At 66.1% G+C, this 15,882-nt stretch carries 14 protein-coding genes; 4 read left to right on the top strand and 10 right to left on the bottom strand.

Annotation, left to right across the window (positions count from 1 at the left end; translation table 11 throughout):
• Positions 1-290: 290 nt before the first annotated feature.
• The gene (locus LPA35_RS24615) at positions 291-653 is read left to right on the top strand and encodes an MliC family protein (RefSeq protein ID WP_055394413.1); all 363 of its coding nucleotides are present in this window, start codon (positions 291-293) and stop codon (positions 651-653) included.
• Between the two features lie 185 nt (positions 654-838).
• Here the strand turns inward: LPA35_RS24615 and LPA35_RS24620 are convergent, their stop codons facing one another.
• The 4 genes from LPA35_RS24620 to dctP form a co-directional block, all read right to left on the bottom strand.
• Positions 839-2,122, bottom strand: a complete 1,284-nt coding sequence (locus LPA35_RS24620; RefSeq protein ID WP_228899767.1) for a hydroxymethylglutaryl-CoA reductase, degradative — start codon at positions 2,120-2,122, stop codon at positions 839-841.
• Between the two features lie 34 nt (positions 2,123-2,156).
• Positions 2,157-3,473, bottom strand: coding sequence for a TRAP transporter large permease subunit (locus LPA35_RS24625; protein ID WP_121507248.1), 1,317 nt, complete (start codon positions 3,471-3,473; stop codon positions 2,157-2,159).
• Complete coding sequence (locus LPA35_RS24630; RefSeq protein ID WP_121507247.1) at positions 3,470-4,000, bottom strand: TRAP transporter small permease subunit; 531 nt, start codon at positions 3,998-4,000, stop codon at positions 3,470-3,472. The genes LPA35_RS24625 and LPA35_RS24630 overlap by 4 nt, the downstream gene beginning before the upstream one ends.
• A gap of 77 nt (positions 4,001-4,077) precedes the next feature.
• The gene (dctP, locus tag LPA35_RS24635; RefSeq protein ID WP_142144121.1) at positions 4,078-5,124 is read right to left on the bottom strand and encodes a TRAP transporter substrate-binding protein DctP; all 1,047 of its coding nucleotides are present in this window, start codon (positions 5,122-5,124) and stop codon (positions 4,078-4,080) included.
• 192 nt (positions 5,125-5,316) lie between these two features.
• On the opposite strand from dctP, the gene LPA35_RS24640 reads away from it, so the two are divergent.
• Positions 5,317-6,735 carry a PLP-dependent aminotransferase family protein gene (locus tag LPA35_RS24640; RefSeq protein ID WP_228899771.1) on the top strand — a complete coding sequence of 473 codons (1,419 nt, stop codon included), beginning with the start codon at positions 5,317-5,319 and terminating at the stop codon, positions 6,733-6,735.
• 18 nt (positions 6,736-6,753) lie between these two features.
• Here LPA35_RS24640 and kynA read toward each other — a convergent pair whose 3' ends face one another.
• The 6 genes from kynA to LPA35_RS24670 all read right to left on the bottom strand — a co-directional run bounded on the left by kynA (position 6,754) and on the right by LPA35_RS24670 (position 12,307).
• Positions 6,754-7,641 carry a tryptophan 2,3-dioxygenase gene (gene kynA / locus LPA35_RS24645; RefSeq protein WP_228899776.1) on the bottom strand — a complete coding sequence of 296 codons (888 nt, stop codon included), beginning with the start codon at positions 7,639-7,641 and terminating at the stop codon, positions 6,754-6,756.
• A gap of 18 nt (positions 7,642-7,659) precedes the next feature.
• Positions 7,660-8,970 (bottom strand): kynureninase, encoded by a 1,311-nt coding sequence (gene kynU / locus LPA35_RS24650; RefSeq protein ID WP_228899779.1) that lies wholly within the window; start codon positions 8,968-8,970, stop codon positions 7,660-7,662.
• Between the two features lie 88 nt (positions 8,971-9,058).
• Positions 9,059-9,712 (bottom strand): arylformamidase, encoded by a 654-nt coding sequence (kynB, locus tag LPA35_RS24655; protein WP_228899783.1) that lies wholly within the window; start codon positions 9,710-9,712, stop codon positions 9,059-9,061.
• A 123-nt stretch (positions 9,713-9,835) separates the two neighbouring features.
• Positions 9,836-10,189, bottom strand: a complete 354-nt coding sequence (locus tag LPA35_RS24660) for a YkgJ family cysteine cluster protein (protein ID WP_255670108.1) — start codon at positions 10,187-10,189, stop codon at positions 9,836-9,838.
• A 28-nt stretch (positions 10,190-10,217) separates the two neighbouring features.
• A complete protein-coding gene (locus LPA35_RS24665; protein ID WP_228899790.1) occupies positions 10,218-11,654 on the bottom strand; it encodes a HAMP domain-containing sensor histidine kinase in 1,437 nt (478 codons plus the stop codon).
• On the bottom strand, positions 11,651-12,307 hold the full coding sequence (locus tag LPA35_RS24670; protein ID WP_228899793.1) for a response regulator transcription factor: 657 nt from the start codon (positions 12,305-12,307) through the stop codon (positions 11,651-11,653). The genes LPA35_RS24665 and LPA35_RS24670 overlap by 4 nt, the downstream gene beginning before the upstream one ends.
• A gap of 194 nt (positions 12,308-12,501) precedes the next feature.
• Here LPA35_RS24670 and LPA35_RS24675 point away from each other — a divergent pair, with 194 nt between their 5' ends.
• Positions 12,502-13,491 (top strand): GNAT family N-acetyltransferase, encoded by a 990-nt coding sequence (locus LPA35_RS24675; protein ID WP_228899796.1) that lies wholly within the window; start codon positions 12,502-12,504, stop codon positions 13,489-13,491.
• A gap of 133 nt (positions 13,492-13,624) precedes the next feature.
• A complete protein-coding gene (locus tag LPA35_RS24680) occupies positions 13,625-15,823 on the top strand; it encodes a TonB-dependent siderophore receptor (protein WP_228899798.1) in 2,199 nt (732 codons plus the stop codon).
• Positions 15,824-15,882 lie beyond the last annotated feature (59 nt).

Raw genomic sequence — 15,882 nt, forward strand, 5'->3', positions numbered from 1 at the left:
TTGCCCGTCATCGGGGCGCCACGGAGCGAAGTCAGACTTTAGAGAAGACTCTCGATGTGGGGATCACCCCAATCGACGGGGCGTGGACCGTGCGGCACTCTCATGGGCATGCCCTGCGCTGGGTGTGGATGGCGGCTGAAACCGTTCCTCGGTTTCGGCTTCTCGCCTGCAGCGGAGTGGTGGCAAGGTTTGTGCTTGGGAGCCCCCAGTGACCCCGGTGGTCGGTGGCCACAAGCAGTTTGCAGGTTGGAGTGTGTGCCGCAATGCACATCGCTACTAAGGAGTGACTGATGAAGAAGATGGTTTCGCTGTGTTCAGGTGCGCTGGCAACGCTGTTGATGTCGGGATGCGCAAGCCAGCCGCCCGTGATGCAGGCCTTTAGCGAGCCAACGGACCGCGGCAGCATGCAGTTCGCCTGCGGCAATGGCGAAAAGGTGGAGATGCAGTTCTACCCCGAGCAAGGCCGCAGCGTGTTGCGGCGCAGCGGCTGGACGGTGGAACTGCCCAAACAAGCCACGGAAACCGGCTACGCCTTCAGCAACGGCCCCACCACCGTGCTCGGCAAGGGCAATGAGCTGACCATCCAGATTGGCCATCTGGCACCGATCTGGTGCCGTAGCAACCGCCCCATGATGGTGGCGGGGGTGCAATAGGCGGGCTGCAGAGCAGGCCACCCCCGCTCCCGGTGGTTTCGGGTTGCGGCATTCTTCAAAAACAATAGCTGCCAGCGCCTATGAACAAGGCGCTGGTGGCTTTTTTTGTGGGTAATTTCTAGGTCGCTTTTCCAGGTGGCGGGGTGATGCGGCTCGGCACTCTCACGCTGCCGCTGTGAACGAATTCATGCACCACTGCGCAGCCGCTGCAACTCGGCCTCCGCAACGTCGATGCGCACCGTGCCCTGCGCCACCAGCACCTGCGCGACGCGGTCGATCTCGTCGCCCGCGGCGCCCGCCATCATCGCGATGTTCTGCGCGTGCAGGGCCATGTGCCCCTTCTGGATGCCGGTAGTGGCCAGGGCCTTCATGGCCGAAAAGTTTTGCGCCAGGCCCACGGCCGCAATGATCTGGGCCAGCTCGCGGGCCGACGTGACGCCCAGAATCTTGAGCGCTGTCTTGGCCGTGGGGTGCAGCTTGGTGGCGCCGCCCACCAGGCCCACGGCCATGGGCATTTCGATGGAGCCTGCCAGGTCGCCGCCGTTGGTCACCTCCCACGTTGTCAGGCTGGTGTAGTGGCCGCCGCGTGCGGCGTAGGCGTGGGCACCGGCTTCTACCGCGCGCGTGTCGTTGCCGGTGGCAAGCACCACGGCGCTCACGCCGTTCATGATGCCCTTGTTGTGCGTGGCGGCGCGGTAGGGGTCGGCTGCCGCAAAGTGGTAGGCCGCCAGCATGCCGTCGCGCACCGCCTCGCCGCCGATGTCGGCCGTGCGCCACACGCAGCGCGCGCGCGCCAGGCGCCGGTCGGCCAGGTTCGACAGGATGCGCAGGTTGGTCTGCCCGCCCGTCCATGCCGCAATCTGCGGCGCAATCTTTTCGGCCATGGTGTTGACGGCATTGGCGCCCATGGCGTCGCGCGTGTCCACGATGAGGTGGGTGATCACCATGGTGCCGCCGCGGGTGTCGATGACCCGCACCTCCAGGTCGCGGAAGCCGCCGCCCAGCTTGACGAGGATGGGGTCGCAGGCATCGCACAGCGTGCGGATGTCTTCCTTGTGCTCCAGGATGCGGATGCGTGCGTGCTGCGGGTCAGACACCTGCGTGAGCTGGATCTGCGCAATCATCTCGGTGCCCGACATGGACGTGATGAAGCCACCGTGGTCATAACACTGGCGTGCCGCGTTGCACACCGCGGCCACCACCGACGATTCTTCGGTGGCCATGGGGATCAGCCGGTCTCGGCCGTCGATCTTCATGTTGGTGGCAATGCCCACGGGGATGTTCATCGTGCCGATGACGTTCTCGATGAGGTGGTCGGCCAGTTCGGCAGGCAGGTTGCCGGTGTTCAGCAGGTGGGCCTTGTCGTCGTCGCCAAGGCCCGCAAACTGGGCCACGGCGTCGATGCGTGCGGGAATGGCGAGCTTGTGAAAACCGCCGATGCGGCTGCTGGGGTGTGCGGTGGAAGTCATGGACGTGTTTGGGATAAATGGGTGAACAAGCGGCTCAGCGCGACGCCATCAGCCGGGGCAGGTAGGTGACCAGATCGGGGAAGGCCGCGCAGATGAGCAGGCCGACGAACTGCAGCCCGAAGAACGGCAAGATGCCCCAGTACACGGCGTTCATTCCAATGTGGCTGGGCAGCGTCCCTTTGATGTAGAACAGCGTGTAGCCGAACGGCGGGCTGATGTAGCCCATCTGGATGGTGATGGCGTACAGCACGCCAAACCACAGCTCGTCAAAGCCCAGCAGCCGCACGATGGGCAGGAACACCGGCACCGTGAGCAGGATGATTCCCAGCTCGTCCAGCACCGTGCCCAGGAACACCAGCAACAGCATCATGGCCGCCAGGATGAGCCAGCGGTTCACGTCCAGCCCCTGGATGAACTGCAGCAAAGTGTCCGCCCCGCCCAGGCCGGTGAAGATGGCCACATAGGCCTTGGCACCCAGCGTGATCCACAGGATCATCGCCGTGGCTTTCAGTGCATCGGTCGCTGCGCCGCGCAGCATGCCGCGCTCCCACCGGCGCTTGATAAGGCTGGGCAGCAGCGCTCCGGCCACGCCTACCGCAGCAGACTCGGTCGGTGTCGCGATGCCGAAGAAGATCGAGCCCAGGATCATCACGATCAGCATGGCGGGTATCACCAGGGCCTTCAGTGCCACCAGCTTTTCGCGCATTGGCGCCTTGCGGGTGGTGGGGTCCAGGGGCACCCACTCGGGCTTCACCCAGCCCACCACGATGATGTAGGCGATGTACAGCGCGGCCAGGATGAGGCCCGGCACAATGCCTGCAATCAGCATCTGGCCGATGGAGATCTGGGCCGTGACGGCGTACACGATGGTCAGCACCGATGGCGGGATCAGGATACCCAGCGTGCCCGACGCGCAGATCGTGCCCAGCGCCAGCTCGGGCTTGTAGCCGCGCCGCAGCATCTCTGGCAGGGCCAGGATGCCCATGGCCGTCACGGCGGCACCCACCACGCCGGTCATGGCCGCCATCACCACGCAGATGATGACGGTGCCGATGGCGAGGCCGCCTTTGAGGCGCCCAAACCACAGCTCCATCGCGCGGTACAGGTCTTCGATGACACCCGAGCGCTGCAGGATGCAGGCCATCAGGATGAACAGCGGGATCGCGAGCAGTGCCTCGGACTTCATCGTGTCGAAGATCTGCAGCACCAGCACGATGACCGCGTTGGGTTCCCACAGCGTCACGGTGAACAGCAGCGATAGGCCGCCCAGCACGAAGGCAATGGGCAGGCCGGTGAGCATGAACAGCGTGAGGCTGCCGAACATCAGCACCAGAATCATGTTGGAGGTCATGGGTGGGCCTCCGCGGGGGACGCGTCAACGGTTGCTTCGCCAAACAGCGTGCGAAAGAACTCCACCACGGCCTGCAGCAGCATCAGCGCCAGGGCCAGCGGCACGGCGGCCTTCACCGGCCAGATAGGTGGGTTCCAGGCTGAAAAGCTGGTCTCGCGGTAGGTGAAGGCGCTGTAGGCTGCGGGTGCGCTGAAGTACAGCAGGATGGCGCAGAACAGCACGATGATGGGAAAGTTCACCAGGTCCAGCCGCCGCTGCCATGCGGGGCTCAGGCGCTGGCGCGCCACGTCGAGCGCCACATGGCCCTTGAGGTGCAGCAGGTACGGCCCGCCCAGCAGAAAGTAGGGGCCGAACAGCAGCACGGCCAGCTCCATGCCCCACACCGTGGGCGCATTGAACACATAGCGTGCAATGACTTCATAAAGCATGACGGGGACCACGATGGCCATCAACCACACCGTGGCCTGGAAGATCCAGCGGTTGAGTGTGGTGATGGCAGACGTGGAGACAGAGAGCCATGACGGCATGGGTGACTCCTTGGGACAATGGCAGGTGCGCCGGGCACCCATGGCGGGCACCCGGGGCTAGGGCTTTCGAACGCTGCTTAGGCCAGCAGGCCCAGCTCTTTCATGAAGGCCACCTGGCTGTCCAGGATCTTGGTGGCGAGGGCGTCGCCCTTGGTGGCGGTGCGCCACGCGGCCATGGCCTTGGGCCGTGCAGCGGCGATGTCGGCTGCGCTGAATCGGATGATCTCGCAGCCCTTGGCCTGGTACTTGGCCAGCACCGCAGCGTCGCTCACCAGGATGTGCTGGCGCAGCGCCGCCGAAATCTCGCGCGCGGCCACGGCCAGCGCGGCCTTGAACTCGGCGGGCAGCTTGTCGTGTGCTGCACGGTTGGCCACGTAGCTGGTGGCGGTGGTGGGCTGGTGAAAGCCCGGCACCACTACAAACTTGGCCACCTCGGCCAGGCCTGCCTCAAAGTTCGCCGTCAGGTCGCCCCGATCGGCCATGTCGATCACGCCCTTGTCCAGCGCCGAATACACCTCGCCGGTGGGCAGCGGCGTCACCGACACGCCCATGGCGCCCATCACGGCCGAGGCCAGGCCCACAAAGCGACCCTTCTTGCCCGTCAGGTCGGCGATCTTGCGGATTGGCACCTTGGAGTGCAGCGGCTCCTGGCCGTACACGGTGGGGGCGATGTAGTGCAGGCCTGCGGGCGCATACGCCTGGCGCACCAGGTCAAGCCCGCCACGCTCGTAGAACCAGGCTTCGTATTCGTCGCTCTCGGCAAAGCCGAACGGAATGGTGCTGGTGAAGGCAAACGCGGGGATCTTGCCGGCTTCGTAGCCGTCGAAGGTTTTCATCAGCTCAAACGCGCCGCCGCGCACGGCATCAAACGCTTGCGCGGCGGGCACGATCTGGCCGGCCGCAAACAGGTTGATCTTGAAGCGGCCACCGGTCAACTCTGCCACGCGGGCCACAAAACGCTCTTCAAACTTTTGTGGCGTGGTGCCGCCGTCCCACAGTGCCTGCATGCGCCAGGTGACGGTGGCCTGCGCGTGGCTGGCCAGGGGCGCCGCTGCGCCCACGGCAGCGGCTGCAGCCAGGGTGGATTTGAGGATGTTGCGTCGTTGGACGGCTTTGTCTGCCATGTCTTGTCTCCGGTTGGTTTGGAATGTGTGCACCCATCGCCGTGGGTTTGCTGCCTCGGCCCAATGCGCAGTGTGGGCTGCGGGCGAGTTCGAAAAGTATATGGACAATGCAGCCGGTGGTTGGATACAGTTTGGGCACAGATCAGAAAACTGTACCCATCAATACAGGGGTACAGATAAGGAGACAGACCCATGCCCCACCCCGAAGAAGACGCATCGCCCGACAGCAAGGTCGAAGCGCTGGCGCGCCGCATTGCGCAGTCCATCGAACAAGGCACCGTGCTACCCGGCACCCGCCTGCGGTCCATCCGCGATGCAGCCGCCAAGGACGGTGTGGGACGCAACACGGTGGTGGAGGCCTACAACCGCCTGGCCGCGCGCGGCTATGTGGAAGCGCGGCCCGGCTCGGGCTATTACGTGCGCAAGCCCAGCAGCAGCGTACATGCCCAGGCCCCTGCGCCGCATGTGACCGAAGCGGTGGACGTGGTGTCGCTGCTGCGCGAGCAACTGGAGCAGCACTACGAGGTGCGTGTGGGCGATGGCCGCCCGCCCGCGTCGTGGATGGAGGGGTCCGAGCTGGGCAGCTCGCTGCGCCGCGCGCGCTCGCAAGGGTTGACGGACATCGAGCATGGCTACGGCACTCCCTGGGGCTACCTGCCACTGCGCGAGACCATTGCGCGCATGCTGGGCGAGCGCACCATCCCCGTCAGCCCGCGCCAGGTGCTGCTGACCCAGGGCGCCAACCACGCGCTGGACCTCATCGTGCGGCACCTGCTGGACGCGGGCGATGAGGTGCTGGTGGATTCACCCGGCTACTACCCGCTGTTTGGCAAGCTCAAGCTCGCCAAGGTGGAGATGCTGGGCGTGCCCCGGCTGGCCGATGGCCCCGACCTGGATGCGCTGCAGGCGCTGCTGGAAAAGCACCGGCCCAAGGTGTTCTTCACGCAGTCGCTGGCGCACAACCCCACAGGCGGGTCGATCAGCCTGCCCAAGGCCCACCGCCTGTTGCAGATGGCTGCGGCCCACGGGTTTCTGGTGGTGGAGGATGACCCATTTGCCGACCTGCAGCCGCCCAACGCCCCGCGCCTGGCAGCGCTGGACCAGCTGGAGCGCGTGATCTACGTGAGCAGCTTTTCCAAAACGCTGTCGGCCGGTCTGCGCGTGGGCTACATCGCAGGGGCGGCGCACCGCATCAATGCGCTGTGTGACCTGAAGATGGTGACGGTGGTGTCCACGTCCGATTTTGTAGAGCGCGTGGTGCACCAGCTGATCTCTGCGGGCCAGTACCGGCGCCATCTGAGCCGTCTCAAGGCCCGGCTGGACGGTGCGTTGGGTCCTGCACAAAAGGCATTGGCACGCCTGGGCCTCACCGTGCACCCCAGCCCGCCAGGCGGCTATTACCTGTGGGTGGAGTTGCCGCATGGCATCACCGAGCTGGGCCTGGCCCGCAGTGCGGCAGAGCGGGGCATTTTTCTGGCGCCGGGCGCCGTGTTCTTTCCGCAGCGGCAGGGCCAGCAGCAGCCTTTGCAGGCCATGCGCGTGAACGTGGCTTATGCCAATGACGCGCGGTTCTTGCGGTTTCTGCAGGCCGCACTGAAGGCGGCGGGTTAAGGGCTTGTCGCGCCCAGGTTAGAGGTCCGTGCGCAGCTTCCAGATCTCGGGGAACAGCACCACGTCCAGCATCTTGCGCAGGTAGCTCACCCCGCCCGTGCCGCCCGTGCCGCGCTTGAAGCCGATCACGCGCTCCACCGTGGTCACGTGGCGGAATCGCCAGAGGCGGAACGCGTCTTCCAGGTCGGTCAGCTCCTCGCCCAGCTGGTACAGGTCCCAGTGCTTATCCGGGTTGCGGTACACGGTGAGCCAGGCCTGCTCCACCGCATCGTTTTCCACATAGGGCTGTGTCCAGTCGCGCTCGGTGTGGCTGGTGGGCACGGCCAGGCCACGCCGGGCCATCAGGCGCAGGGCCTCGTCGTACAGCGACGGCGCCTCGTACGCCGCCTGCACCTGGGCGAGCAGGTCAGCGCGGTGCTCGTGGGGCTTGAGCATGGCCCGGTTCTTGTTGCCCATCGAGAACTCGATGCAGCGGTACTGGTAGCTCTGGAAGCCGCTGGACTGGCCCAGGTACGGGCGCATGGCGCTGTACTCGGGCGGCGTCATGGTGGCCAGCACGTCCCAGGCGTGCACCAGCTGCTCCATGATCTTGCTGACACGCGCCAGCATCTTGAACGCGGGCGGCAGCTCGTCGCGCGCAATGTGGCCGATGGCCGCGCGCAGCTCGTGCAGCATGAGCTTCATCCACAGCTCGCTGGTCTGGTGCTGCACGATGAACAGCATCTCGTCGTGCGCGGGGGACAGCGGTTTTTGTGCGGTGAGGATGGCGTCGAGCTGCAGGTAGTCGCCATAGCTCATGCTTTGGCTGAAGTCGAGCTGGGCGCGTTCTTCGTGCACGATGGATTCGGGCAGCGCGGCAGATGCCGGGCTGTTCTCACCAGCAGGGGTTTGCGAGAAAGGGCACATGGTGGTTTGCCTTTCCGATCAGGTGACGGCGTGCGTCTGGTTGAACTCGGCCTTTTGCCACTCGCCGCTCTCCAGCACCTGGCGCAGGTGCTCCACGGCGTTCCACACGTCTTCAAAGCCCAGGTACAGCGGCGTGAAGCCAAACCGCAGGATGTCCTTGTGGCGGCCCGTGCCGCCGTCGCCTTTGCGGAAGTCGCCAATCACGCCGCGCGCAATCAGCGCCTGCACGATGGCATAGGCGCCGCTGCCCTGGCCGTTCACGCCCGCGCCATCGTCGCGCGTCAGGCACACCTGCGAGCCGCGCTGGGCATGCTCGCGCGGCGTGGCCAGGCCCAGGCCGTGGCCTGCGCAGCGCTCTTCCACCAGCTTTATGAACAGGTCGGTGAGCGCCAGCGACTTGGCGCGCAGCGCGGCCATGCCGCCCAGGCTTTGTGCGGCGGTGAACACATCCAGACCGCACTGCAGGGCCGACAAACTGATGATGGGCTGCGTGCCACACAGGTAGCGCGTGATGCCCGGGGCGGGCTGGTAGTTGGGCGTGAAGGCAAACGGTGCGGCATGGCCCCACCAGCCGGACAGCGGCTGCCAGAAGCGGCTGGCATGGCGCGGGTGCACCCAGGCAAACGCCGGTGCGCCGGGGCCGCCGTTCAGATACTTGTAGCCGCAGCCAATCGAAAAATCTGCGCCTGCGCCGTTCAGATCGACCGGCACCGCGCCCGCGCTGTGCGCCAGGTCCCACACGCACAAAATGCCCTGGGCATGCGCTGCGGCGGTGATGGCGGCCATGTCGTGCATGGCGCCGGTGCGGTAGTTCACGTGCGTGAGCATCAGCACAGCCACGTCGTTGGTGAGTGCTGCGGTGATCTCTTCGGGCTCCACCAGCACCAGCTCCAGGCCGCGCTCCTTGCACAGGCCTTCGGCAATGTAGAGGTCGGTGGGGAAGTTGCTGCGCTCGCTCACGATGCGCTTGCGCGCGGGGCTGTCTTCGCGCGCGATGTTCAGCGCCGCGCTCAGCACCTTGTAGAGGTTGATGGAGGTGCTGTCGGTGCACACCACTTCATCCTGGCCTGCGCCGATCAGCGGGGCCAGCTGGTTGCCCAGGCGCTGGGGCAGGTCGAACCAGCTGGCGGTGTTCCACGATTTGATGAGGTCGGTGCCCCATTCGCGGGTAACCACATCGGCCACGCGCGCGGCGGCGGCCCTGGGGGCCACGCCCAGCGAATTGCCGTCCAGGTAGATCACGCCCGGGGGCAGAGCGAAGTGGCTGCGCAGCGGCGCGAGGGGGTCTTGCGCGTCGAGCGCGCGGCAGTCTTGCAAGGTGGTGGTCATGGTGTTCAGAGTGGTTTGCTTCTGTTTTGATAGCTGCTACCGCATGATGGAAGCGCGGTAGAGGCCAAAAAAGCTTGAAATTTTTGGGCTACAGCGCCCGCAGCACGGCGCGCACGGGCGATGCGTCGGCCGTGGTCAGCTTGAGCGGCAGCGCGATGAGTTCGTAGTCGCCCTCGGGCACGGCGTCGAGCACCAGGTTTTCGAGCACGCGCAGGCCCCGGCGGCGGATGACCTGGTGGCTGTCGAGCGTCTTGCTGTCGGCCGGGTCGATGCTGGCGGTGTCGATGCCCACCAGCAGCACGCCCAGGTCGGCCAGGCGTTCGATGGTGCCGGGCGCATAGGCGGCCAGCTGGCCATCCCAGCGGTCCACGGGCATGTGTTCATAGGTGCGCACCAGCACGCGCTGCGGCAGGGAGCCGTTCACCGCGTGGGCAATGTGTTCCCAGGTGACGAGCGGGCCGCAGCCGATGGCGTGGATCACGCGGCAGGGGCCCAGAAAGGCGTCGAGCGACACGTCACCGATGGTGGCGCCCTGTGCGTCGTAATGCAGCGGCGCATCGGCGTGCGCGCCCACATGGGGCGACATGGTGATCGCGCTCACGTTGACCGGGCAGCCGGGGCCGATGGTGGCGCACCACTGCTGGCTGTAGGCAGTGTCGCCGGGGAACACGGGGCTGCCCGCGTGCACGGGCGGCGAGATGTCCCAGAGCCGGCGGGCGGTGGGGAAGGAGGGCGTTGACATGGGACAAAGTTTGCATGTCCCGAAAAACCCGTGGTGTCGGTTATTTCCAACACCCCGTCGATTTTTTGTTGAGGCCTAAACTATTTTGATGCTGCAGTAGCCCGGCTGCTGGAGCGTGTCACCTCACAAGATGGCTCCTTCCGCCAGCGGCGCCAGCCCGTGCCGCGCACGCGCCTTGTGGCAGGCGTAGTCGCCCGCCGAGAACTCGCGGCAGGGCGCCGGGCGCAGTTCGTAGATGCTGCAGGCCACCTGCTGGCCCACCTGGCCGGTCAGCGCGGCGCAGCGGATGGGCACCTGCTCCGTGCCCCGCATGCGGCAGGTGCTGCCGTTCACATCCAGCGCCAGACTGTCGGGCACCGTGCCGCCCATCGCCTGCATCTCGTACACGGCAAAGTCCACGCGAAAGCTGGCGCAGCAGGCGCCGCAGCTCAGGCACGGGTGGGCGGAATCGGCGGTGGTGGTGGCTCGGACATGCAGGACGGACGGTGGGCCTGCGGCGGAGCCATCAGGCGCTGTGGGGGAGCGGAATGCTAACGAAAAAACCCACGCCCCGGCCGTTCAGGCCCGCACCGATCTGCACCTGCCCGCCCATGCGCAGCACCGCCTGCCGCACGATGGCCAGGCCCAGGCCCGAGCCGTTGGCGGCATGGCCCAGGCCCCGGTAGAAGCGCTCGAACACATGCGTTTGCTCGGTGGCCGCGATGCCCGGCCCGTCGTCCTGCACCGACAGGTGCAGCGCCGTGCCCTCGCGCCACAGCGCCACCGCCACGTTCCCGCCGCTGGGCGTGTAGCGCACCGCGTTGTCGATGAGGTTGTGGGCGATGGATTCGAACGCAGGCTGGTCGAGCCGCGCGGGCAAGGTGTCGGGCGCGTCCAGCGACAGCTCGATCTGCCGTGCCATCGCATCAGGCACGGCCTGGGCCAGCGCGCCGCGCAGCCACTGCGCCACGTCCAGGTCGCGCGGGGCGGGGCGCTGGGCGTCGTCCAGCGCGGCCAGGTCCAGCAGTTGCTGCGCCAGGTGCGAGGTGCGGGCGATGGCCTGCTCCAGGTGGGCCTGGGCTTGCATGCGTTCCTCTTCGATGGGCGAGCGGGCCATCACATGGGCCTGGGCGGTGATCACGGCCAGCGGCGTGCGGATTTCGTGCGCGGCGTCCTGCACAAAGGCGCGCTCGCGCTCCACCTTCTGGCGCAACTGGGCGAAGAGGTGGTCCAGTGACTGCTCCAGGGGCTTGAGTTCGCGGTGGCGGGCGTTGAAGCCCACAGGCTGCAGGTCGTCCTTGCCGCGCTGGGCAATGAGGCGTGCTAGTCGCTGCAAGGGGCGCAGGCCATTGCGCACCGAGAGCCAGACGGGAAGCAGTACGAAGGGTGCTGCCAGCAGCAGATAGGGCAGGAGGTTGCGGCCGCTGGACTGTAAAAAATGCGCGTCTGCCCGCTTCACTTCTACGATGCGCAGGGTCCAGCGCGCGTTGTGCCCGGTGTAGGCGCGGTATCGCTGGCCTTGCGCCAGGGGCTCTGAAATTGATGAACCGCTGGCGTAGAGCTGCTCCGGCAAGGCGATACGCAGCTCTTCGAGACCTGGGGGTGAATAGACAACCTGGCCGGTGGCGGTGTCGCGCAGCTCATGCATTGCCACGCCCGGCAGAAGGCCGTTCTGGCGGCGGCGGATATTGACCCAGTGATTGGTAGCGGACACTGCTGCAGCGGCCTGCGCCGGGTCGTTGATCGGGCTGAGCGAATCCAGCAGCGCATCGCCGTACTTCAGTAGACCCGGATCGTTGGTGATGGTGTGCTTGTAGTTGATGAAGTTGTAGCTGAGCAGCACAGCCCACACCAGCACAAACGCCACTGTGACCGAGACTACGCTGCGGCGCACCAGCGTGGGCTCGGCCAGCTTGGTCCAGGTAGTTTGCAGATGGCGTGAAAGAGAGAAGGGGCGTGTCATGGCTGCAGCAAGTAGCCCACGCCGCGCACGGTGCGGATCAGCTCCGCACCGATCTTGCGACGCAGGTTGGACACATGCACTTCGATGGCGCCAAAGTCCACGGGCTCGCCCAGCGGGTCCAGCCGCTGCGAGAGCAGGCTTTTGGACACCACCACCCCCGGCTCGCGCGCCAGCTCCAGCAGCAGCTGGAACTCGCGCGGTGACACATCCAGCACCGTGCCATTGCGCTGCACGGCATGGCGCCGCGGCTCGATCACCAGCTCGCCCAGCACCCAGCGCTCGCTGGCCTGGCGGGCGCTGCGGCGCAGCACGGCGCGGATGCGCGAGAGCAGTTCGGCCGTAGCAAAAGGCTTGACCACGAAATCATCGGCCCCGCCATCCAGCCCGGCCAGCCGGTCTTCCACGGCCGAGCGCGCGGTGATCACGATGATGGGCACCTGCTCGCCCTGCGCCCGCCAGCGTGCCAGCAGGTCGAAGCCGCTGCCGTCGGGCAGCGTCAGGTCCAGCAGCACGCAGTCGATGGTGGTGGCATCGACAGTGGCCGGGGCATCCACCGTGCGGCGCAGCCATTCGCTGGTCAGGCCCTCCACCTTCAGCGCGGACTGCAGCGCGCGGCCCAGGTCCAGATCGTCTTCGATGAGCAGAATGTGCATGGGGTGCGATTGTGGCGGGTGCGAAGCCTGCGGGGCGTTGTCTGAAGCGGTGTCTTTGGCTGGCGTTAAGGCTGTGGTTTGCACAATGTCAGCGGGCGCAGCCCAACGTTACTCACGCACCGACGTTTGAGGGAGAAGAAGAATGAATGGAAGAAGCTGGGGAGGATGCTCTTGTGGGTGATGACCAATCGACGATGAATTTATCGGCCCCTTCTGGGTTGGTGCTGCGGCCGTTTTGTGGCCCATCGGACTTCCCGGCCATGGCCGAGGTGGCCAATGCCAGCTTTGATGCAGACGGGGTGCTCGCACGCCGCGCGCCCGAAGACCTGGCACGCGACTACGCCGCCTTCACCAACTGTGATCCGTATCACGACGCAATCATGGCCGAGCTGGATGGCGAGCTGGTGGGCTATGGCCGGTGCTGGCGGTTTACCCAGGCCGACGGGTTGACGCTGCACGCGCAAATCGGTTTTGTGCCCGGGCGTTGGCGCGGGCGCGGCATTGGCCGTGTGCTGCAAGGTTGGATTGAGCAGCGGCACCACACCGTGGCAGCGCAGCAGCCGGGCGGCCCGCACGTGCACCATGCCTATGTGCAGCAAGGCGAGGAAGCGCGCGCGAAACTGCTGCAGACCAGTGGCTATGCGCCAATGCGGTATTTCTTTGAAATGCTGAACACAGAACTGCAGGCTGCGCCGGACTTTCCCATACCGCAAGGGCTGGAACTGCGGCCCGTTTTTCCAGAGCACTACCGCGCCATCTGGGACGCTCACCACACTGCGTTTGAAGACCACTGGGGCATGGCACCGCCGTTGCCTCGTGACTACGACACTTGGTTGGAGAGCCGGATTTTTCAGCCCGCGCGCTGGCAGGTGGCGTGGGACGGCAATGAGGTCGCAGGCCAAGTCCGCACGTATATCAACGAGGATGAGAACCGCCATCTGTCACGGCGCCGGGGCTACACCGAGTTCATCAGCGTGGGGCGCAAGTGGCGCAGACGCGGTCTTGCAAGGGCATTGATCGCCCGCAGCCTCCGCCTGTTGGCCGACGAAGGGATGGCCGAGTCGGCGCTGGCGGTGGACGGTGAGAACCTGACGGGCGCTAATCGTGTGTATGCGGACTGCGGCTTTCAGGTGGTCAAGCGCAACACGATTTACCGCAAGCCGCTGGAGGTGCCCAAGCTGTAGTCGCGGCGTGCGTTGGCTCCGGAATCATCTGTCGCGTGGATGCTGCAGTTCAGCGACACCCAGGGGCACAGGCATAGGTCTTAGGCTGTGCTTAAGCCTTGCCCTCGGACAATCTGGCGCAAAGAGGGTATCTATGAAGCAAACAATAAACAACAGCCATCGCATTGCCATCTGGGCGACGTGCTTGGCCTCTGCGGCAGGGAGTTCGTCATGGGCGCAGGGTACGCCGGAGGGAACGGGCGGCGCTACGCCATCGCTTGATGGCGTCACGGTCACGGCACGCAGGTCGTTGGAGCAGCGTTTTTTTGCAGCCGGGTCGCTGGTGGTGGTGGACCGCAGCGACATCGAGCAAATGGGCGCGTTCTCGGTGGCCGATGTTCTGCGCCAGCTGCCAGGCGTGCAGGTGACGCCAAGTGCTGACGGCAGCGTGGAGATCCGCATGCGCGGCATGGAGCGCGGTGCCACGCAGTTGCTCATCGATGGCCAGCGCGTGGGCGGCAAGCGCACGCAGCTGCCCATTGACCAGCTGCCGCCCGAGCTGATCGAACGCATCGAGGTGGTGCGCGCGCCAAGCGCAGAGTTCTCGGGCGCCACGGGCGGCACGCTCAACATCGTGTTGCGCCAGGCCACCGTGAAGCGTGAAACCACGCTGCGCCTGACCGACAACCACGTGTGGGGCCGCAATGCGGGGCAGGCGTTTTTCTCGCGCACCGGCCCCTTGGGGCCAACTTCCACGGGCGCCGACGAGCCTCGCGAAGCGGAGGCCAGCCAGCCCTGGTCGTACTTCGTCGCTGCGTCTGCAACAGGCCTGCTGCTGGGTTCAGACACGCACCGCAGCACGCAGCGTGACGGGGCTGACGTGGCGCAGTCCGACACCAGCGCCCGCTACAAGCGCACCGACTACGCGCTGGTGCCGCGCATCAGCGGGAAGCTGGGGGCGGCAGACCAGGTGACGCTGCGGGCAACCCTCAGCAAGGCTGACTTTGGCGGCACAGCCGACAGCGTGGGCAGTGGCGATGGCACATATGCCCTGAACTCGCAGGAGTCGCACCAGTACGACCGTCGCTATCTGCAAGCAGCCGCCGACTGGACACACCGCTTTGCTGCCAGCAAGCTCGAAACCACGCTGACCGCCAGCCGGGCCAGCGACACCGTGGACCGCAGAGGAGATCTGTTGCGCAACATTGGCGCGGGCGGTGCAGTGGTCACCGACAGCTACAGCTTTGTGGACGACCGGCGAGAGGATGTCTGGAGCCTCAGCAGCAAGCTCACCGGCACGGCCGATGCACTGCTGTGGAGTGCCGGGGCGCAATTTGAAGACCGCAAGCTCTTCGTCAGCACCACCGCGAGCGGCGCCCTGCCGGTGAACTCGGGCCTGGACGCTGGCATCCGCCGGTGGGTGGTCTGGGGGCAGAACGAATGGGAGCTGCCGGCCAGCACCACGCTCACGCTGGGCCTGCGCGGCGAGCGTGTGGAGCTGAACGGGGGAAGCTCGGCAGTGGCGGGCAGCAAGCAGTGGAACATCCTCCAGCCATCGCTGCACACCCGCACGCCGTTGTCCGACGACCTGCAGTGGCGTGTGAACCTCGCCCGCGTCACCCAGCTGCCGCGCGTGTGGGACTTGGTGGACCGGGTCATCCCCAGTCAGGGCAGCAACAGCCTGGGCAACCCCGACACCATCGGCAACCCCAACCTGCGCCCGCAGGTAGCCTGGACGCTGGACACCGGCTTCGAGCGGCGCCTGACCAACGGCCACGCAGGCCTGAACCTGTTTGTGCGGCAGATGAGCGATGTGCTGGCGCCCACGCTGCAATTGAACGGATCGCGATGGGTAGAGCAACGTGCGAACGTGGGCGATGCGATGGTTTGGGGCCTGGAAGCGGATGCCCGCACGGGGCTGGCGTGGCTGGGCCTGGGGCCTGACTGGACGCTGTCGGCCAATGCCAGCCTGCTGCAGTCGCGCATGACCAGCGGGCCCAATGAAGGGCGGTGCATCCCCGGGCAGGCCCGCTACGTGGCCACGCTGACCGCTGCCAAACCCATGCCACGCACCGGCGGCTGGTATGGCGGCGCCACGTTGACCATGACCGGGCGTGCCGACCAGGACATCAACTCCACACTCACCGGCCAAAACCGCGCGAACGCCATGCTGGACTTCTACGTGGGGCAGCTGGTACGCGGACTGGGATATTGGCGGCTGGGCGTGTACAACGTGGGCGACGCGCACTTCCGCCGAGATCGCGTGGATGTTTCGGGCGCGGTGCCTGTGGTCAGCCGCAGCAGCATGCAGTGGACGCCGCGTGCGTACCTGACCGTAGGGACGCAGTTTTGAACTCGCTGCGCAACGGCGGTGCAGCGTCCGTCAGCGCTCTCAGTCAGCTGAGTGAGCGA

Origin of the sequence: Acidovorax sp. Leaf73, assembly GCF_916855635.1 — a bacterium.
GTDB classification, from domain to species: domain Bacteria; phylum Pseudomonadota; class Gammaproteobacteria; order Burkholderiales; family Burkholderiaceae_C; genus Acidovorax; species Acidovorax facilis.